At 39.2% G+C, this 19141-nt stretch carries 16 protein-coding genes and 2 pseudogenes; 8 read left to right on the plus strand and 10 right to left on the minus strand.

Going from position 1 to position 19141, the window contains the following annotated elements; genetic code table 11:
• Positions 1-17: 17 nt before the first annotated feature.
• Positions 18-557 (minus strand): SRPBCC family protein, encoded by a 540-nt coding sequence (locus tag L3081_RS21445; protein ID WP_242288371.1) that lies wholly within the window; start codon positions 555-557, stop codon positions 18-20.
• Between the two features lie 178 nt (positions 558-735).
• On the opposite strand from L3081_RS21445, the gene L3081_RS21450 reads away from it, so the two are divergent.
• From L3081_RS21450 to L3081_RS21460, 3 genes and pseudogenes are all read left to right on the plus strand, one after another.
• The gene (locus tag L3081_RS21450; protein ID WP_242288372.1) at positions 736-1374 is read left to right on the plus strand and encodes an alpha/beta hydrolase family protein; all 639 of its coding nucleotides are present in this window, start codon (positions 736-738) and stop codon (positions 1372-1374) included.
• 59 nt (positions 1375-1433) lie between these two features.
• The gene (locus L3081_RS21455; protein ID WP_242288373.1) at positions 1434-1625 is read left to right on the plus strand and encodes a hypothetical protein; all 192 of its coding nucleotides are present in this window, start codon (positions 1434-1436) and stop codon (positions 1623-1625) included.
• Positions 1626-1695: 70 nt separating this feature from the next.
• Positions 1696-3574: pseudogene (locus tag L3081_RS21460) on the plus strand (serine/threonine protein kinase).
• Between the two features lie 15 nt (positions 3575-3589).
• Here the strand turns inward: L3081_RS21460 and L3081_RS21465 are convergent.
• The 7 genes from L3081_RS21465 to L3081_RS21495 form a co-directional block, all read right to left on the minus strand.
• Positions 3590-4830, minus strand: a protein-coding gene (locus L3081_RS21465; protein ID WP_420839773.1) for an IS3 family transposase whose coding sequence is annotated in 2 segments (ribosomal slippage) — positions 3590-4461 and positions 4461-4830 — 1242 coding nt in all. Because the reading frame shifts where the segments join, the coding sequence is not laid out codon by codon here.
• A 138-nt stretch (positions 4831-4968) separates the two neighbouring features.
• A complete protein-coding gene (locus L3081_RS21470) occupies positions 4969-6204 on the minus strand; it encodes a TonB-dependent receptor domain-containing protein (protein WP_242288375.1) in 1236 nt (411 codons plus the stop codon).
• The gene (locus tag L3081_RS21475; protein WP_242288376.1) at positions 6182-6892 is read right to left on the minus strand and encodes a hypothetical protein; all 711 of its coding nucleotides are present in this window, start codon (positions 6890-6892) and stop codon (positions 6182-6184) included. Before L3081_RS21475 ends, L3081_RS21470 begins: the two co-directional genes overlap by 23 nt.
• Positions 6885-7076 (minus strand): TonB-dependent receptor plug domain-containing protein, encoded by a 192-nt coding sequence (locus tag L3081_RS21480; RefSeq protein ID WP_242288377.1) that lies wholly within the window; start codon positions 7074-7076, stop codon positions 6885-6887. Before L3081_RS21480 ends, L3081_RS21475 begins: the two co-directional genes overlap by 8 nt.
• Positions 7077-7157: 81 nt before the next feature.
• Positions 7158-7430: a hypothetical protein gene (locus L3081_RS21485; RefSeq protein ID WP_242288378.1), complete on the minus strand. Its 273-nt coding sequence runs from the start codon at positions 7428-7430 to the stop codon at positions 7158-7160.
• 169 nt (positions 7431-7599) lie between these two features.
• Positions 7600-8661 (minus strand): patatin-like phospholipase family protein, encoded by a 1062-nt coding sequence (locus L3081_RS21490; RefSeq protein ID WP_242288379.1) that lies wholly within the window; start codon positions 8659-8661, stop codon positions 7600-7602.
• Positions 8662-10133: 1472 nt separating this feature from the next.
• The gene (locus L3081_RS21495; protein WP_242288380.1) at positions 10134-11501 is read right to left on the minus strand and encodes an anti-phage deoxyguanosine triphosphatase; all 1368 of its coding nucleotides are present in this window, start codon (positions 11499-11501) and stop codon (positions 10134-10136) included.
• A gap of 209 nt (positions 11502-11710) precedes the next feature.
• Here L3081_RS21495 and L3081_RS21500 point away from each other — a divergent pair, with 209 nt between their 5' ends.
• Entirely contained in the window at positions 11711-12430 is a 720-nt protein-coding gene (locus L3081_RS21500) for a substrate-binding periplasmic protein (protein WP_242288381.1), read from the plus strand.
• Here L3081_RS21500 and cmoB read toward each other — a convergent pair.
• Both cmoB and cmoA read right to left on the minus strand, forming a co-directional pair.
• Positions 12427-13392 carry a tRNA 5-methoxyuridine(34)/uridine 5-oxyacetic acid(34) synthase CmoB gene (gene cmoB / locus L3081_RS21505; RefSeq protein ID WP_242288382.1) on the minus strand — a complete coding sequence of 322 codons (966 nt, stop codon included), beginning with the start codon at positions 13390-13392 and terminating at the stop codon, positions 12427-12429. The genes L3081_RS21500 and cmoB overlap by 4 nt on opposite strands.
• 98 nt (positions 13393-13490) lie before the next feature.
• Positions 13491-14240: a carboxy-S-adenosyl-L-methionine synthase CmoA gene (cmoA, locus tag L3081_RS21510; RefSeq protein ID WP_242288383.1), complete on the minus strand. Its 750-nt coding sequence runs from the start codon at positions 14238-14240 to the stop codon at positions 13491-13493.
• A 486-nt stretch (positions 14241-14726) separates the two neighbouring features.
• Between cmoA and L3081_RS21515 the strand changes: the two genes are divergently transcribed.
• The 4 genes and pseudogenes from L3081_RS21515 to L3081_RS21530 all read left to right on the plus strand — a co-directional run bounded on the left by L3081_RS21515 (position 14727) and on the right by L3081_RS21530 (position 18976).
• The gene (locus tag L3081_RS21515) at positions 14727-15770 is read left to right on the plus strand and encodes a porin (RefSeq protein WP_242288384.1); all 1044 of its coding nucleotides are present in this window, start codon (positions 14727-14729) and stop codon (positions 15768-15770) included.
• A 65-nt stretch (positions 15771-15835) separates the two neighbouring features.
• Positions 15836-16837, plus strand: coding sequence for a TRAP transporter substrate-binding protein (locus L3081_RS21520; RefSeq protein WP_420839774.1), 1002 nt, complete (start codon positions 15836-15838; stop codon positions 16835-16837).
• 109 nt (positions 16838-16946) lie between these two features.
• The gene (locus tag L3081_RS21525) at positions 16947-17588 is read left to right on the plus strand and encodes a TRAP transporter small permease (protein ID WP_242288385.1); all 642 of its coding nucleotides are present in this window, start codon (positions 16947-16949) and stop codon (positions 17586-17588) included.
• Positions 17585-18976 (plus strand): annotated as a pseudogene (locus tag L3081_RS21530) (TRAP transporter large permease). The gene L3081_RS21525 and the pseudogene L3081_RS21530 overlap by 4 nt, the downstream one beginning before the upstream one ends.
• Positions 18977-19141: the final 165 nt, after the last annotated feature.

Raw genomic sequence — 19141 nt, forward strand, 5'->3', positions numbered from 1 at the left:
GGTGAAGTTAGGTGATGCTATGGATTACTTTCCAGTATTATTTTTAATTTATCTAAACCTGTTTGTAGGTCGTCCCCGATAATTTTTTCAAAATCCATGAAAGCTAACATTAAATTGGTAGGGTAGTCCATGTGACCTTCAAACCCCCAAACGACTTTGGTTTGTTGTTCGGCCATTGCGATGGTTGCCATGTAGGCGGGTGACGTTGACTCAAACGGCGAAATAAAGCGTAGCTCATAGTCAATTTGTTTACCCTCGGTTATTTTTATTATTTCTTGTTCGCCAGTGCCTACTTCTTCATTATTACTATGCCATGCAGAAACAAAACCGACTGTGGCGTCTGTGCCACGGTAAGATTTTTCCATTGTTGGGTCTATATTCGCCCATTTACTATAATTATCTTGATTTTTCAGTTGTTTAATATAATTAAATACTTCGGTTTTACTTCTGTTAATCGTTACTTCACGTTCTACGGCATAGTTATTACTAACAAAAAGTGCGGCAACCAGTGGCAAAGCCAGGATGATTACGATGATGATCGAGATTTTTTTAATCATTATTGTCTCCGTATTGTTCTTTTTCTGCAATTTTTATGCAATAAAGGGTAATATTAGTTAACCCTATTTTTATTCAAATTACCATTTTAATACGTAAATAGAGTCACTAGCATTTAAGATAAGATGAAAATATTCCTTACTTAAACAATCTCACTTTTTTATAAGGTTACTATAGATAATGAAAACTAATTCTGCGCTTATTTCAATGCTTTTCGCTTCACGTACTTTGTTTGGTGCCTTGTTTAGTCTGCTGTTGTTATCAAATAATGTTTTTGCTAAAGCGCAAGGTGAACACCCCGCAGGTATAACCGAATTAACGATTGAGTCGTCAGGTCAACGTATGTCGGGCATTATTTATACGGCGGCGGGTGAAGGGCTACATCCTACCATGGTGTTGTTGCATGGTTACCCGGGTAATGAAAAGAATTTAGACGTTGCTCAAGCGATGCGCAGTGAGGGGTGGAATGTGGTTTTTTTCCATTATCGTGGTGCGTGGGGGAGTGAGGGCGAGTTTTCTTTTCAAGGTGCAGAAGCGGATGTTCAAGCCGTATTACACTATATTATGAACAAAGACATTGCTAAAAAGTCGGCGATAGATACCCGTAAAATTTCTGTTGTGGGTCATAGTATGGGCGGTCATATGGCTTTGGCCGGTATTTTAGATAATCCCAAGGTTAGTTGTGCGGTAAGTTACGATGGCGCGAATATGGGTAAGGGATTACTGAGTGATGAGGCAACTGTAAAAATGTGGTCTGATTATAGTGATCAATTGTTTATGTTAAAGGGGTGGTCGGGTAAAAAAATCCGGCAGAAGTAACTGAGCATGGTGAGGCGTTAGATTTACTTAATCGGGTAGATTCAATTAACGGCCGACCTGTGTTTATTATTGCGGCCAATAGTGATGTTATTCCGTTAGCAACACAAATAACACCGTTAGTTGCTGCGTTAAAAGCAACTAAAAACAGCAATATTTTTTATGTGTTAATTGAGGATGATCATAGTTTTTCATCGTCACGTTTACCGTTAATCACTAAAACTGCATCATTTTTAAATGCTAATTGTCGATAGTTTTTTTATTATCAATAACGGGTAATATGTTTATTTAGTTAAATCGTACTTTTGAAATAGGCTTAAATTTGTGACAGCACAGCTATCTGAAAAGCGTACAGAGAAAAAACTTCAGCATTTTTATATTGCTGAAGAGCAGTCTATTTACCTGCTTAATCATAAAGATGCGACTAAGTTAAAAAAGTGGGTGGAGTTGTGTCAGCAACAACTTAAACAACTGGGTTATAGTAATATAGCCTTGTTAGGTAAGGGCGCTTACGGCTTTGTGTTTTCAGCTGTGAATATTGCGGGTGAAGATGTGGTATTTAAGTTTTCTCGCTTAAACCTACCGCAACATGTGCAAGACAGGCTTAGTGAAGAAGCCGAAATTCAAAGCCAGTTACATCACCCTAAAATTCCTCGGGTTATTGATTATCAGAAAATAAAACGGCAATCCATTTTGCAAATGAGCCGAGCACCCGGTATCGATTTAGATCAACTTTCACATCAGTGTGGTCCGCGGCACCTGAACTTGTGGTGAGTATTGCGATTCAGTTAGCCGAAATTTTATTGTATTTACGTGATAGTAATCGCCATCAACAGGGTAAACCTTATGTTCATGGTGATATAAAACCGTCTAATGTGGTTTTTGACGAAAAAACAGGGTTAGTGCAACTTATTGACTGGGGTTCGTCGGTTATGGCGCAGCTTGATGTGCAGGGGCAAACCACCAGTAATAATGTGATGGATTTAATGAGCAGTGATTTACAACATACTAATGCGAGGTTAGGTGATGTGTATTTTATTGGTCCGGAACAAATTGACGGCGGCTTATCTTCCCCTAGGTTTGATGAGCAAGGTTTAGCGGCTACCTTGTATGCTATTGCGTCTGGGCAGTCATGTCGGTATGGCACGAAAGTTATTTCGCCTAATGGTTTAGGTTTACCTAAAATGTTAGCGAACGTACTTACGGTGATGCTAGGTGATGATCAGCAAAAACGTTACCAAGCTGGGATTATTTTTTTAACAATTTGTCGTATTTAAAACAGTTGGTGTTGTCAGACAAACCCACGGTTTTTAATACATCACCGCTTATTCCTGTGTGGGTTAAGGCGAAAGTGCCAGGGAAAGAGGGAGAAATAGACACGGTTGTGTATGGGTCGCGTAAGTCGTTTCTTCGAGAAGAATCAGACGCGGATCAACTAAGTGATATTGATGATGTGCAATTGGAAAAATACTATAAAAATTATTTAATGGGCATGGGCGATACGGAAAAAGCCTTTATTGCGGCGTTAAGTCGTTTGGGTAATTTTCCGGTGGTGGGTGGTTTAGCTATTCGCCGGACAAAAGAGGGCGTTTTTATTGATTCTAATTTAACGCTATTTGACCCCGCGCTAAAAACGTCGTTTGTGAGTGCGGTGAATAATATGGTTCATCTAGCGCAGGGGATTTTTCGTATTGGGGTGTTTAAAAGTTGTTTGTTTAATGCCCGTAATACCTTGCATGTTGAACGAAAAAGTCCAAGTTTTCCTTTTGTTGCTCAGCCTAAACAGGTGATATCGTTTGATATTAGTGCGGTGGCTGACATTGACGATATAACTAAGTTACATTCTTATTTTGAAGATGGTAAAGATCCTGACGAGTACTTGTATTTGCCTGATGAAATGATGGCGGTATTAGCGCGTTTGAATTTGATTCATCATACGGGGTGTATTATTTTTGAGGTGTTGCCGAAGCATTTAAAAATACACAGTTATTTGATGTTGCTAAATCATGATAAAGAAGCGGAGTTTAGGCAATGTTTAGCGGAACTTTTAGCATTATTGCCGACGATCGATGGCATTGGTATTTCAGGGTTTATGAAACTGCCGTATAAGGATACGCGCTTTTTTGAGCATGTTAGTAGTTTACCTGAGCGTTTTTATCCAAAAAATCCTAAGTTAAAAGCTGAAGTTTGTGTCCCGTCCTAAGATACGTTGACGGTTTTAATGGAAGGCCAGTAGCTTTTGCTCCTGGCTTTTTTTGTGCACTTGGTTTGGTGTTTTCATTCCTAAACTCAAATGCGGCCTAAATTCATTGTATATCAATATTGATTCATCGACGAGTTGCTTTAGCTCTTCAATATTTTGGCATTTATATAAAAGGAATTCTTGCTTTAGTATCCCGTTAATACGCTCTGCTAAGGCATTTTGATAGCAGTCATAACCGTCCGTCATCGATGGTGTAATCTGGCTTTCATTTAACTTATCTTGGTATACCTGCGAGCAATATTGTAATCCCCTATCTGAGTGATGAATCGTACTACATTGATACTGACGATTATTGATTGTCATATCTAATGCCTTAACAACGTCTGTCGCCTTCATTTCATCACTGAGTTCATAACCCATAATTTTGCGACTATAAGCATCAGTTACTAGTGATAGATAGTGAACACCTTGCTCTGATTGAACGTAGGTTATATCACTTACAAAAACTTCTTCTGGCCGCGATGGTTGCACATCTTTTAGCAAGTTAGGATGCTTTTTCATCCAATGTTTACTAAAAGTAGTTTTAGTGTAACTACGCTTAGGTTTAACCAATAAACGTTCATTTTTCAAATAACTAAAAAAAGCGTCTCGACCTAAACTTATGCCTCGCTCTATGAATTTTGATTTAAGTAAAAAATACAACTTTCTTCCACCTAAGCGCGGCATAAAACGTCGTATTTCCAATACCATCGCTTTAACTGGTGCTAGTTCAATAGCACGCAATTTAGCTCTACTCTCTCGTTGATATATCGCTTGTCTCGTTATACCAAGCAGCATGCAAGCACGTTCTAAGCTAACTATTTTTTGCTTTTGAAGGCTTCTTGCTCCTTGGCAATATACTTTTTTCGAAGGCTTGTCCCATGCTCCGCGTCAAGAATATTAACCACTTCATTGAGTAACAGGTTACGTAAATGCTCATCTTCAAGCTCTCGTTCGAGGCGTTTGATTTTTTGAGCGGGACTTTCTTTGGCTTTAGGTGATGTAGGCATAGTTATCTTAGGTGATTGAGTCCAATCCATCTTACCGTGTTTTCTTAACCAAGTAAGCACGGTTGAACGACCTTGTATGCCATAAATTTTTTGGGCTTGTTTATAAGTCATATCGCCTTTTTCTACAGCGTCGACAACTTGTAATTTAAAGCCTAATGAATAATCTCGTTGTGTTCGTTTGATCGGTGTATTATTTGACTTGGTCATAATAAGTCCTAAATGTGTAAACACATTTCAGGACGAGACATTGAGTATAAAAAAGCCAACTAATGTTAGCTGGCTTTTTTGAGTCTTGTTAATTTACTAAGTAATTAAAACTAAGTAACTAAAATTAAAACTAAGTAACTAAAAGTTATATGTGGCTTTTACGTAGTATTCGCGTCCTGAAGCAAGTGAGAACGGAAAGCTTGTCCAACCGTATTTGAAACCAAGTTCGTTAAATGGTGCGCCATTAGATCCCCATTCATCTGGGTATTCATCTGTTAGGTTTAAAATACCACCGCTAAGATCTATTTGGTCGGTAACATGCCATTGTGCTGTTACGTCAAATAAACTTTTTGCGCTCCATGTGTTAGGTAATGTGCCGTAAGACGCTGTGCTTACTTCGCCGTAATGAGTCATTCTACCTGTTACTGACCATGTATCTAAATCAACCATGGCTGACAGTGTTACTCTGTCTTGAGGTTGACCTTTTTCGATTAGTAAGGTTTGAGCGGCATCATAAATTGTTGCGTTTGGCACAATAGATGAAGAGGTATTGATGTTACTTACTTCAGTGTCGTTATGGTGATAAGACAGTTCGTAAACAACATTACCAAAATCTACTTCTTGCGTGTATTGGTTTACCCAGTCGAGGCCAAAGGTTTCTGTGTCAATGGCGTTAGTGAATAATGATACATTTTTAACACCATCTAAAGCGCCACCAGCGTTAGTATGACGGTCAAAAAATGCATCAATGTCGCTATTAATGCCGCGTTGAATATTGCCAGAATAGGCGATACGGTCATCAATGTTGATTTGGTAAACATCAAGGGTTGTTGAGTAATTGCCATTGCTGTAAACCACACCAATAGACAGGTTAGTTGATTCTTCTTCTTTTAAAGTATCGAACTCAAGCTCTTGTGCTAAGGCATCGTCAGGACGTAAAGTCACTAAATCGGCTAGTTCACCGTTATCAAGTGATATAGAACGTTGGGTGAAGTTTGCTTGTTGCATGCCCGGTGCTCTATAACCTGTAGAAGCTGAACCACGTACAGATAAGTTTTCAGTGATACTTAAATGCGCGGATAGCTTACCAATAAGTGTGCTACCAAAATCGTCATAATCTTCATAACGTAAGGCGGCAGCTACTAATAAATCTTCAGTTAAAAAGACTTCAGTGTCTAAGTAAAAAGCAAAGCTATCTCTATCTTTGTCTGTTGCCATTGCCGGGCTGTAACCTTGGAAGCCTTGCATGCCCGGTGTAGTAATGTCTCCGCCAGAGCACGATGTCATTAATGGGTCACCCGTTGGGTTAACTGATTCTGAACACAGTGTGTCGCCACGAGCATAAGTAACTTCATCCCCAAGCTTCTTGTTCAAAACCGTCAATTCGGTATTCGTAGCCTATAGCGATTGATACTTCTTCGTATAGACCTAAATCAAGAGAGGTTACGGCGTCTAAGTTAAAAGTGGTTTGTGTGAAAACTAAGGCACCATCGTAAGCTGATGTTGGGCTATCAGGACCATAGCCGGCGTTTAGTGAGTTTAGGTTGCTAAACTCAAAACGGTTTTCACCGGTTACTACGCCGGCATCAATTTCCCAGTCTGCAATTTCTGTTTTGTAGCCAACAGCTACCGAGTAATCTTCAGATTTTGAGCCTAAGCTAGGAGTTACCCCTTCAGGAAATAATGTGCTCCATACGCGATTATCGTCTGTCGGGCGATAAAAACCTAACGATTCACCTTCTTTTTCTGTAAAGCCACCAAAGGCATACAGTTGACCGTCGTCACCTAAATCGTAAGTGAAGTTAGCCCATAGGCTAGTCATTTCAGTTTCTGCTTCACCCACGAGTAATAATTTTTTCGGGGTGTCGATAGCGTCAAACCATGTTGTTGCGGTTGCTCTGTTCATTTCACCGTTGTCAGCGTATTCAAAGGTGAGGTTTAACATGCCATTGTCGCCAATGCTTAAACCATAGTTAGCGCCGAGTTCAAAGCTTTCTCCGTCATTTTCGTCGGTTTGTCCATATTGGCTCCAAACCGTACCTCCGTCGGAATTTTTAAGCACTATGTTTATTACACCAAGCAATGGCGTCTGAGCCGTATTGTGCTGCAGCACCGTCACGTAATATTTCAATGTGTGAAATAGCGGTCATTGGGATCGAGCTTAAATCAGTGCCTGCGCTACCACGGCCTACGTTTTCTTGAACGGCTACAACCGCTTGTTGGTGACGACGTTTACCATTGATCAATACGAGTACTTGATCTGGCCCTAAGCTTCTTAATGTTGCTCGGGCGCATTAAATCTTGACCATCGGATGTGGTGGTGTTGTTCATGTTAAATGATGGCGCAAGTTTACGTAGCATATCGGGTGTGCTTTGGTTGCGCCTGAATTTTTTATGGCGTCTGATGAGATGATGTCAATCGGTGCAGGACTGTCTGCTACCGTACGGTTAGACATACGGGTACCCACGGTGATTATGCGTTCAATGTCTGTGTCTTTTGCACTATCGGATATGGCATTTTCTTGCGAAAAAGCAGTAGTACTTGATAAGGATAAGCCAATAGCAATTGCTAAAATGCTTTTATTTAGATTAAGTGTCATGTTTTATTCTCTTTAAGTGCTTGCCGTTATAATTAAATTTGATAGGGGTTTGGCAGCTACGGGGACGGTAGAGGAAAGTGTTTAACTTGCCAATAAGTTATTTAGAACTTTACGTGCTAAGAAGATTGATATTTGTTATAAAAGTTTTCATGGAACTTTGCAAATTAGATTAGGGCCTGAAGGGTTTTATTCTGTTTAAGTCTTGTTTAACAATAAAGTCATTGAGGCTTTCTGCTAGTTGGTCGGTTGCATTTAATACGGTTAACCAGTATTTAATGCGGGTGGTAGCGTCTAGGTGTTGAAAGTCAGTTCTGTCAGGTATTTTGTTAAAAGGTAGTGAGGCAATAAATTTAGCCGAGGGGACTAACAATACAGTGTTTTGGTAGTTTTTTGTTAGTACTTGGCGCGATGAGTTTTTGTCAAACCAACCTGCTTTGGGGGTGGGGCTAAAGTGTGGGTATAGGGTTAGTCCTTGGTTTGTGTTTTGGTTTTCTATTGAAAAGTCAAAGTGGTAATCAATAATGCCGCCGTCACGGTAGGTGCCTGTGGGTGAATCGGGTATGTTTTTAATGCCTGACATGACCATTGGAATTGAGCCTGAAGCTAATAGGGCTGCGCTAATGTTTTCTTGAGTAAAGTCTATATAGTGGCTAGGGAAGTGGTAAGGATCGTGTATTTTTATTTGGCTAGAGGCCGGACGATATATAAAACGTTGGTATTGTCGTGCTAGTAATTTACGGTCAATTTTGTTTAGTATCATGTTGGCGATTAGGCCTGTTCCTTGTATTATTTTGTTTTCATAGCTTGTGAGCCCTTGGCTTTTGGCAACAATAAAGTGGGCTTTGAATATGGGGTTGTTGATTATTTCGTTGATGCCTGTTTGGTTAAAAATATGATCAAGCATTTCTACCGCTGAGTTTGATATGTCTTGGGTGGTTGGTTTGTTGCTATAGACGGTGTTGGCATATTTGTTTGCGAGCCGGGAGATGGCGGCTACGGGATCATTTTGTGATAGGCAGGCCGCACGAAATGCGCCGGCACTTGATCCTATGAGGTTGAGTTCTGTGGTGCGGTTTTGAAAAAATTCACCAAAGAGGTATTTGTCTAGGCCAAACAGGGTGAACCATTTGGGACCACCGGAGGCACCTAAGAAATTGGTGAATAGTGTTTGTTTAAAGCCCTGTTCTTGTATGGTTTTTAAGGCGTTTTCACCGGCGTAGATATCTAGCATAATTTATTGCACATCATGTTTAAGTCGGGGTGTTAGTTGAGGCTGTTATGTGACTTGGTTAGTCAGATGTTTAACCCGTTTTTTGAATTTAGTCGTTGATTGTACATTATTTTTTTGGAAGAAACATTATCCAATTCATACGGTTAATAGAGTGTAAGAGTAGGGAGTAAAGACAGACATAATTCACCACCGAGGACACAGAGTCAGGTTCTATGCTCCATGCAGAACCTAAGTGACCTACATCTATGTAGGCCTTGCTTCGCTACACAGAGAAGTGAAAAGAGATCAGGGATTTAAGAATTTTAATTTTGTCTTTGTTTTTTGTTTTTCTCGGTGAGGCCGCAGGCCCTCGGTGTACTCTGTGGTCAAATTGTTTTAAAAAGAAAAGACTATTCACCACCGAGGACACAGAGGCGCTTCGCTACACAGAGAAGTGAAAAGAGATCAGGGATTTAAGAATTTTAATTTTGTCTTTGTTTTTTGTTTTTCTCGGTGAGGCCGCAGGCCCTCGGTGTACTCTGTGGTCAAATTGTTTTAAAAAGAAAAGACTATTCACCACCGAGGACACAGAGTCAGGTTCTATGCTCCATGCAGAACCTAAGTGACCTACATCCATGTAGGCCTCGCTTCGCTACACAGAGAAGAGATAAGAGATCAGGGATTTAAGAATTTTAATTTTGTCTTTGTTTTTTGTTTTTCTCGGTGAGGCCGCAGGCCCTCGGTGTTCTCTGTGGTCAAATTGTTTTTTAAAGATAAGTGATTATTCACCACCGAGGACACAGAGTCAGGTTCTATGCTCCATGCAGAACCTAAGTGACCTACATCCATGTAGGCCTTGCTTCGCTACACAGAGAAGAGATAAGAACTGATCTTTGTTTTTCTCGGTGAGGCCGCAGGCCCTCGGTGTACTCTGTGGTCAAATTGTTTTTTAAAGATAAGTGATTATTCACCACCGAGGACACAGAGTCAGGTTCTATGCTCCATGCAGAACCTAAGTGACCTACATCCATGTAGGCCTCGCTTCGCTACACAGAGAAGAGATAAGAACTGATCTTTGTTTTTCTCGGTGAGGCCGAAGGCTCTCGGTGTACTCTGTGGTCAAATTGTTTTAAAAAGAAAAGATTATTCACCACCGAGGACACAGAGTCAGGTTCTATGCTCCATGCAGAACCTAAGTGACCTACATCCATGTACGCCTCGCTTCGCTACACAGAGAAGAGATAAGAACTGATCTTTGTTTTCTCGGTGAGGCCGTAGGCCCTCGGTGTACTCTGTGGTCAAATTGTTTTTAAAGATAAGTGATTATTCACCACCGAGGACACAGAGTCAGGTTCTATGCTCCATGCAGAACCTAAGTGACCTACATCCATGTAGGCCTCGCTTCGCTACACAGAGAAGAGATAAGAACTGATCTTTGTTTTTTTCGGTGAGGCCGCAGGCCCTCGGTGGTCAAATTGTTTTTTAAAGTGTTTCTAGCTTAAATGATAATTGGTACTGGTGTTAGGGGTAAACAAGGTTTGATATAACCGTGTGGCATAATCATCTGTCATGCCGGCAATATAATCAGCAATAACACGATAAGCATTCTCATTATGATCGATAGCGTGTTGCCAACGTCTAGCACTATTACTTGGTAATAATCGTAAAGGATCCGACGATAAAGCTTCAAATAACTCCATTACAATTTGTCGGCCTCGGTACTCAAGTCGCTGAATATTTGTTTGTTTTATAACGAAATTATAAACAAAATCTTTAAATATTTTCAGTGCTTGCATGGTGACTTTAGGTAAGGTTGCATTATACTGTAATAGAGGCTCTTCAAAAGTCACATCACTAGCCAGTTTTCCATTTTTCGTTCTATTATCATCGTTTAAATCGGTTAACTCCACTGCCGTAATAAGGTAATTAACTAAGCCGCCAATTGCATCTTTTTGCAAATAATGTTCTTCACTAAATAATTTACTGGTTAGTGATTCACAATATTTTGAAAGCCAAGCATCGTCTAATACTAACAGTTTCTCAATAACATGCGCGTTAAAATCATGTTGATTAACAACCCCTGTCACAATGGCATCTTCAAGATCATGAATGCCATAAGCAATATCATCTGCGAGTTCCATCATAGAACAGTCAAGTGATTTGAATCGGGTTTTGTGATGATTGTTTTTTTGGCTGTTAATTGATTGGAATAACGCTTTGTCGCTTGCTGATAACGGCTCTAAGACCCAATCTATGATATCTTTATCATCAAGGTATAACCCTTTAGGAGGGTGCCATTCACTCGCTTTAAGTTGTCTGAAATTAGTAATGGATTTAGTGTGCGTTGGATTGCTTAATTGATCTAAAGTTTGCGGGTATTTTAATAAGCCGAGTAAAGTTCGGCGACTTAAATTCATACCGTGGCTTTCGCTGAAGGGCTCTAATCGGGCAACAATTCTGAACGTTTGTCCGTTGCCTTCAAAACCTCCGTGTTCTCGCATCATATAATGTAAGGCGACTTCGCCCCCATGACCGAAGGGAGGGTGTCCTATGTCGTGGGCTAAACAAATGGCTTCAACTAAACTGTCGGTAGCGGGAAACAATTTTTGGCATAGTTCAGGAAACTTACAACGCAGTTGGGCTGTTATGCCTGAGCCTATTTGTGCCGCTTCAAGAGAATGAGTTAAACGAGTGCGATAAAAATCACTTTGCCCGCTTCCCATGACTTGTGTTTTAGATTGTAAGCGTCTAAAAGCTGCTGAATGGAGAATTCGAGCTCGGTCTCGTTGAAAAGGGTCGCGATGATCTTGCTGTCTTTTAGAAACTTTCTTTAAGTGTCTTTCATGCCAAAACTCACTCATACTGTATTTGTCCCTACTAAAACAATCTAATTGCTGCTATTTGTTAATTAAATCAATTTTTTTAATAATATAAGATAATTTGATTTAAATGAAACGTGATTAATTTATACTATAGTGTATTCGCGTAGTATCAAATAGTCTTTATTTTTTGGGGATATCCTCTGACGACATCTTTAGCTCAAATCAGCCTTTTTATTGTCTGTATTTTTTTGCAATGCAAAGCATTTGCTGCGCCGCATAAATCTATTCAACTGCTTGCGGGTATATCAAAACCACCTTTTATTATGCCAGGTGATACTGGTATGCAAATTGACATCGTTAAAGCTGCCTTTGCGGTGAGCAATTATGATGTGAAATTTACGCATGTACCATTAAGTTTGCATATGAGAGTGTATAAGCGACGTGATATTGATGGGCTGATTACGTTAATGGACGACAAAACTGAATTAGGGTTATACCTTTCACAGTCTTATATTAGCTATCAAAATGTTGTGGTGACATTAGCAAAAAATAATTTGAACATTAAACAGGTATCAGATTTATCGAAACTACGCGTGGCTGCTTTTCAAAATGCAAACCTATTTTTAGGTGATAATTACGCTAGTGTAGTTAGTGGGGCTAATGGCTATATTGAAATTGCGGATCAAAAAAGTCAATTGGCGTTACTTTTTACTGACCGGGTTGATGCGATTATTATGGATGTGAATATTTTTAAGTATATGTTGGTTGAGTTGCAAAATAGAAAAAAATATTTAAACATTTATAATAAGGAAGTGTCTATCTTTCCGCTGTTTGAGCAAAATAACTATGTTGCGGGATTCAATACTATTGAGCTCAAGACACTATTCGATAAAGGTATAGCTGATATTAAGGCAACGGGACAATATCAAAAAATAGTGGACAGTTACCTTAAGACTCATCCGCTTTAACTATTGGCGATAAAAATAGCACGTTGTGGGGCCGGGTAGCCTTCAATGGTTTTACTATTATCTTTGGGATCGAGAAAATCTGATAACGACTCGGTATCGATCCACTCTGTTTTTCGTTGTTCGTCAACCGCTGTAATGTCAGTATTAACAACGCGTATATTTTTAAAGCCACAACGTTCCATCCATGCGCACATGGCTTTTGCACTAGGCAGAAACCAAACATTACGCATTTTTGCGTAGCGTTCCCCTGGGACTAATACGGTGTTTTCATCGCCGTCAACAATCAGGGTTTCTAATACTAATTCACCCCCTTTTACTAATTGTGATTTTAATTGATATAAAAAATCGATAGGTGATCGACGGTGGTATAGAACCCCCATAGCAAATACAGTGTCGAATGCTTTTAATTCAGGTAACTGTTCAACGCCAAGTGGCAGTAAGTTCACTTTTTCGTCTTGAATAAAATGTTGAACGGCATTAAATTGCATTAAGAAGAGTTGAGTTGGGTCAATACCCACAACAAACTTAGCACCTGCTCCACGCATGCGCCACAAATGATAGCCACTACCACAGCCTATATCTAATACATATTTATTCGACAAGTCACTAATATGCTCAGCTAATCGGTCCCACTTAAAATCACTACGCCATTCAGTATCTATATGTAAGCCGTGAATATGGTAAGGCCCTTTGCGCCACGGTTTGAATTTTTTTAGTAAGTTTTCTAAACGTTTGCTTTCACCTTCATTTAAGTCACCTTGATTACCCACACTAACGCTGTGAAGTAAATCCACATTGGTTTGTTGTGCTGAGGGCAGTGCGTCTAACGTTTTTTGCCAATGCTTATATTCTCCATGTAAGTTGTTTTTTTGCCAAAAATCAAGCTGAGCAGGCAGTGTTATTAGCCAAGAGCTTAAACGATTAGTGGCAATTTGTTGATAAAACTTACTGAAGTTTGTCATAAATAGTGTCTTAATATTTTTTGTTTATAGGGGAATTTGTTTAAGTCTAATTAATGTAGATCTAATAAATCTGAAACTCATCAATTGCACTCGTCTGGTTATTTTATTGCAATGAAAGAAATAAAATTAAAACACTGAAACCAAGGTGATACATGGCTAAAACCTGCTTCGGTTAAGCGTTGAATATGTTGCTCAACTGAGTCGGTGCGCATTACGTTTTCTAATGCGGTACGCTTTTGGGCTACTTCGAGTTCACTGTAGCCATTGGCACGTTTAAAGTCGTGGTGTAAATCAATTAAGTGTTCGTCAATAACGGTGTCACCATAAGATACTTTTTCTGAGATAACTAAAATTCCACCTGGGTTAATGCCTTGGGCAATTTTGTTAATTAGGGCTTGGCGATCTTGTTTATCAATAAATTGCAGGGTGAAATTTAGTACCACCATTGAGGCATTCTCTATGGTTACGTCTTGAATATTGGCTTCAATCACGTCTACATCTGTTTTGCCTTTAAAGGCATTGATGTGCATTTTACAGCGCTCAACCATGGCGGATGAGTTATCTACGGCAATAATTTTACATTGTTGATTATTAATCCCTTTACGCATAGCTAACGTAGCAGCACCTAGTGAACAACCTAGGTCGTAAACTAGGGTGTTTGGTTTTACAAAGCGTTGGCTTAACCGGCCAATGGTGTCAATGATTGTGTTATAGCCAGGTACTGAACGCGTAATCATGTCAGGAAAAACTTCCACAACTTGTGCATCAAAGGCAAAGTCTTTCACTTGAGCCTGTGGGTTTGAATAGATTAAGTCCGTATTGCTTACGTTTGTGTCAGAAGGGTGCATGGCTATAATTTTGTTTAATATTCGTAACGGTTTTGTTTATTTTAACCGATATTTATTCGATATATAAGCAAATATGTCAGCAATTATGCTGTGATTTGTGAAGTTTGTTTATTTGTTGTTATTTGGGGAGTCGGTTAGGCTACTGTTTTTGTGATATTAGTGTGTTTTAGGCCCGTTAGATTGTTTTTTAGTCGAATGTGATGTGTGGATATCCACCCTTATGAATTTTGCTTTGGGTCAAAACCCACAAAAAATCTACATATTAAATTTTGATGGTTTTTCATTTGTTTATTTTATGTGTTTGTTTTTATAGGTTTTTGTTTTTATGTTATTTGTTTTATTTAATTGGCACCAACCTTGCGATGTAGCTTGGGAACATTCTACAGCGCTTTTCGGGGTGTTAATTGAAAGTACTGGTTTAGAAAGTACTAAAAATAATAAATCAAAATTTAACAAGTTAAAAATATAAAAATAGAAGGTATGACAATGAACAACATGAAATTATTGAACAAGCTATGTGCAACTACTTTATTGATTTCTGCTGCTACGGTTGCGTCAGCACAAGAGGGGGATGTGAAAACTTCATTTTATGGATCATTAAGGTTGGGGGCAGATTATGTTGATTCAGGCACTGATGATGATGCATTAAACGGGCGTGATTATTTGAGTAGAATTGGCACAAAAGCTTCAGTTGATTTAGGTGATGGATTAACGGGGTTAGCCGTGGTTGAGTATGGTTTACGTGGTGATGATAATGTTAACTTTAGCCAAAATAACAAGCCTGGGTTACGCCAAATTTTAATTGGGGTTCAGGGCGATTTTGGTAAAGTTACTTATGGCTCTCAAACCATTCTTTGGCATAAATTTGTTCGTGGTGCTTATTTTTCTGATGGTTTAGATTCTTTACGCCAAGGCGCCATTCGTGATGATGATTTTTTGCAATGGGAAATGAAGAGCGGTAATTGGAAATTTGGTGCAGCCTTACAAACTGAGAAACAAGACGGTGACTCGTTTGATCAATACCAAGGTGCTATTGAGTACAAAGCCGGCCCGGTAAAATTACAAGCTGCGATTGCCACAGATAAGCAAGGCGATAACACGGGAAATCTGTATGGTGTTCGAGGTTGGTACAATGTGTCTGAGCAAGTTACTCTTTCGGCTTTTTATCACTTAGCTGAAGCTGATTTTGATATTTATGGGGGCAATTCGTCTGGTAATGTTGCGTTAAAATCTACTGCGAGTGGTAATAATGTGGGTGGGGCAACAGCGTGTACCAATGAAGAGCGTTCAACTGCGGGTATTTATGGCAAATGGAAGCAAGGAAAAAATCAAATTCATGCACGTTATGCGGTAAATGCGTGTGATATCAAAGGCGATGTTAGCTCTGTTAAAGTGGAGTATATCCGCCATTATTCTAAAAACTTCAAACTTTGGACTTCTTTTGAGCAATTTGACAGTGATGACTCGCGTTTACCTTCAACAGGTGACGATATGTCAGAATTTCAATTAGGCGCTCGTTTCGATTTTTAAACGCTATTAGTGAAAAGCTATAACCTAAAATCTAACTATAAATATAACTAAAATTAGGAAAAATTATGTCATTAACTAAAAAATTATTTGGTTCTTTTTGCGTGCTTGCGTGTTCGTTATCTATGAGTGTTAGTAGTGAAGTTAGCGCGGAACCAATAGAAATTAAATTCTCACATGTGGTTGCTGAAAACACACCTAAAGGCCAAATGGCACTTAAATTTAAAGCCTTAGTTGAGGAAAGGCTTTCGGGTAAAGTCACTGTGAAAGTGTTCCCTAACTCTCAGCTTTTTGGTGACAATAAAGTACTTGAAGCCATGCAGTTAGGCGATGTGCAATTAGCTGCACCGGCGCTCTCAAAGTTTAAAAAATATACAAAAAAATTACAGTTGTTTGATCTACCTTTTTTGTTTGAAGATTTAGCCGCTGTTGAGCGTTTTCAGCAAGGTGAAGAAGGACAACGTTTGCTTAATTCTATGAGGCGTAAGGGATTGCAGGGACTTGGTTATTTGCACAATGGTATGAAGCAATTGTCTGCAAGTAATAAAATAAGAGTGCCAGGTGACTTAGCAGGGAAAAAATTTCGCATTATGTCGTCTGATGTTTTAGCGGCTCAGTTTCTTGCTGTTGACGCAGTACCAGTGAAAAAACCCTTCTCAGAAGTGTTTACTTTACTACAAACCAAAGCGGTTGATGGTCAAGAAAACACTTACTCAAACATTTATTCAAAGAAATTTTTTGAAGTACAAGAGCATATTACTGAAAGTAATCATGGTGTTTTGGATTATTTAGTGGTTTCTTCTCGTGATTTTTGGAGTTCAATGCCTCAGGACATTCGTTTAGAGGTTGAAAAGGCTTTAGCGCAAGCCATTGTTTATGGCAATGGCATTGCGGCGCAAAAAGCAAAAGAAGATAAGCAACGTATTGTGGACTCAAAACGTTCAACTATTATGACACTTACACCAAGTGAACGTCAGCAATGGGTTAAGGCAATGAAACCCGTGTGGGCTCGATTTGAAGATCAAATAGGTAAAAAAGTTATCGATGCGGCAATTGCGGCAAATCAGTAATTGCGAGTTGAAAGTTAATCACTGATGAGGGCTATGCACAACGGGTAGCCCTGTATTTTCTGCCGAGGGTGGCAGAAAATACCCTGCAATGTTGTTATAGGTAATTATTATGTTTTTAAAGAAATCTAGCGCATTAGAAGAGGGCATAATTTGTCTTCTGTTAGTTAGTATGACACTGCTAGTGTTTGTTGAAGTTATCTCGCGGTTTGTTTTTAATATTGGTTTTATGTGGATGGAAGAAGCAACGCTTACTTGTGGGGCTTGGTTTGTACTTTTTGGTATGTCTTATGGCGTTAAAGTTGGGGCGCATATTGGCGTAGATGCGTTTGTTAAAAGCTTGCCACCTAAAGCTAAAAAGATCACGTCTATTGCGGCTGTTTTCATTTGTTTGTGTTATTGCGGCATGTTTTTTTATGGCAGTATGGTGTATTTAGCCAAAATGTATGATGTTGGCCTTGCGATGGAAGATATTCATTTGCCGGCATTTTTGATTAATGTGCTGAACCCAGACTCTGCATGGGATATTTTAAAGATTGATGTTGACGATCCTTTAATGCCTATTTGGATAATGCAGTCAATTTTGTTGTTTGGTTTCGCGCTACTTTTCTATCGATTTTTGCAATTATTGATAAAAATAATACAGGGTAAAACCCAAGGTTTTCAGTTTGCTGATGAAGCAAAAGAAAGTATGCATTTAATACAAGAAGTGTCTGCTGATAAAGAAACTCAATCGCAGGAGGCTAAGTTATGACGATTGCTGCTTTGTTTTTAACGCTGTTTGTTTGTATTTTAATTGGTATGCCAATTGCTATTGCGCTTGGGTTTTCTAGCATGGTAACCATTTTGTTTTTTTCTAATGACTCTATCGCGTCTATTGCGCTAAAAATGTATGAAGCAACCTCAGAGCATTATACCTTGTGGCTATTCCATTTTTCATTCTTTCTTCTGCCTTTTTGTCTACTGGGGGCGTTGCTAAAAGGATTATTGATTTTGCGGTTGATAGTGTTGGTCATATTCGTGGCGGTTTAGCGATGGCGTCGGTGTTGGCTTGTATGTTGTTTGCCGCGGTGTCTGGGTCTTCACCTGCAACGGTTGCGGCCATTGGCTCTATTTGTATTGTGGGTATGGTGCGCCGGTTATCCTGAAAGCTTTGCCGCGGGTGTTATCACTAATGCAGGTACTTTAGGTATTCTTATACCGCCGTCAATCGTTATGTTGGTGTATTCTGCGGCGACTGAGGTTTCTGCTTCGCGTATGTTTATGGCGGGTTTAATACCGGGTATCATGATGGGATCAATTTTAATGTTGGCCATTTATATTGTTGCTCGTTATAAAAACTTACCATCAAAACCTTTTCCGGGTGTTAAGCAGCTGTTACGTTCTGGATTTATTGCCACCGGTGGTTTAGCGCTTATATTTATTGTGTTAGGGGCAATATATGGTGGTATTGCAAGTCCTACTGAAGCGGCGGCAGTTGCGGCAATTTACGCTTATTTTATTGCTGTTTTTGGTTATCGTGACATTGGCCCATTAAAAAATATTAATTGGCGACATGAAAATGAATCCCTTGTAAAAGCAACCAGTCGTAATATGTTACTGATGGGGTTAGCGTTACCGAAAAGTGTGACAGATAAAGAAGTCAGACGGGTAATTCTTGATGGTGCTAAGGTCAGTATTATGTTGCTATTTATTATAGCTAACGCCATGCTGTTTGCACATGTGTTAACCACTGAACGTATTCCTCATATTATTGCTGAAACCATTATTGGTTGGGGCTTAGAACCATGGTCATTTTTAATTATTGTCAACATACTGTTATTGCTTGCGGGTAATTTTATGGAGCCGTCGGCCATTATATTAATAATGGCACCTATCCTGTTTCCCATTGCTACTCAGTTGGGAATTGATCCCATTCATTTAGGGATTATTATGGTTGTGAATATGGAAATAGGTATGTTAACGCCGCCCGTTGGTTTAAATTTGTTTGTTACCGCGGGTATTACGGGTAAAAGCATGGGGTGGGTAATTAAGGCGTGTTTGCCTTGGTTAAGTTTATTACTAATATTCTTGATGTTGATCACTTATGTGCCGCAAATATCGGCTTTTCCTGAGTATATTGACAAAATAAATGGCTATTAATCAGAAGTAAATGTTTGAGGGGCTAAGATCGTTAGCCTCTTATTTTCTATTATTAGTAAAAGTTACTAGTAAAAGTTATTAGTAAAAGTTATTAAGTAAGGTGAATTCTATTGCAATTAAACAGTCGGCACTTTAAAAAGATGTTTATCACATTCGTGGTGTTCT

It is taken from the genome of Colwellia maritima (assembly GCF_022669015.1).
Classification (GTDB): Bacteria; Pseudomonadota; Gammaproteobacteria; order Enterobacterales; family Alteromonadaceae; genus Colwellia; species Colwellia maritima.

What these genes read in the sequence shown, in the direction of transcription:
- L3081_RS21445 (WP_242288371.1), bottom strand. Translation starts at nt 557, where the DNA reads ATGATTAAAAAAATCTCGATCATCATCGTAATCATCCTGGCTTTGCCA.
- L3081_RS21485 (WP_242288378.1), bottom strand. Translation starts at nt 7,430, where the DNA reads ATGACACTTAATCTAAATAAAAGCATTTTAGCAATTGCTATTGGCTTA.
- L3081_RS21520 (WP_420839774.1), top strand. Translation starts at nt 15,836, where the DNA reads ATGTCATTAACTAAAAAATTATTTGGTTCTTTTTGCGTGCTTGCGTGT.
- L3081_RS21515 (WP_242288384.1), top strand. Translation starts at nt 14,727, where the DNA reads ATGAACAACATGAAATTATTGAACAAGCTATGTGCAACTACTTTATTG.
- L3081_RS21450 (WP_242288372.1), top strand. Translation starts at nt 736, where the DNA reads ATGAAAACTAATTCTGCGCTTATTTCAATGCTTTTCGCTTCACGTACT.
- L3081_RS21525 (WP_242288385.1), top strand. Translation starts at nt 16,947, where the DNA reads ATGTTTTTAAAGAAATCTAGCGCATTAGAAGAGGGCATAATTTGTCTT.
- L3081_RS21495 (WP_242288380.1), bottom strand. Translation starts at nt 11,501, where the DNA reads ATGAGTGAGTTTTGGCATGAAAGACACTTAAAGAAAGTTTCTAAAAGA.
- cmoB (WP_242288382.1), bottom strand. Translation starts at nt 13,392, where the DNA reads ATGACAAACTTCAGTAAGTTTTATCAACAAATTGCCACTAATCGTTTA.
- L3081_RS21490 (WP_242288379.1), bottom strand. Translation starts at nt 8,661, where the DNA reads ATGCTAGATATCTACGCCGGTGAAAACGCCTTAAAAACCATACAAGAA.
- cmoA (WP_242288383.1), bottom strand. Translation starts at nt 14,240, where the DNA reads ATGCACCCTTCTGACACAAACGTAAGCAATACGGACTTAATCTATTCA.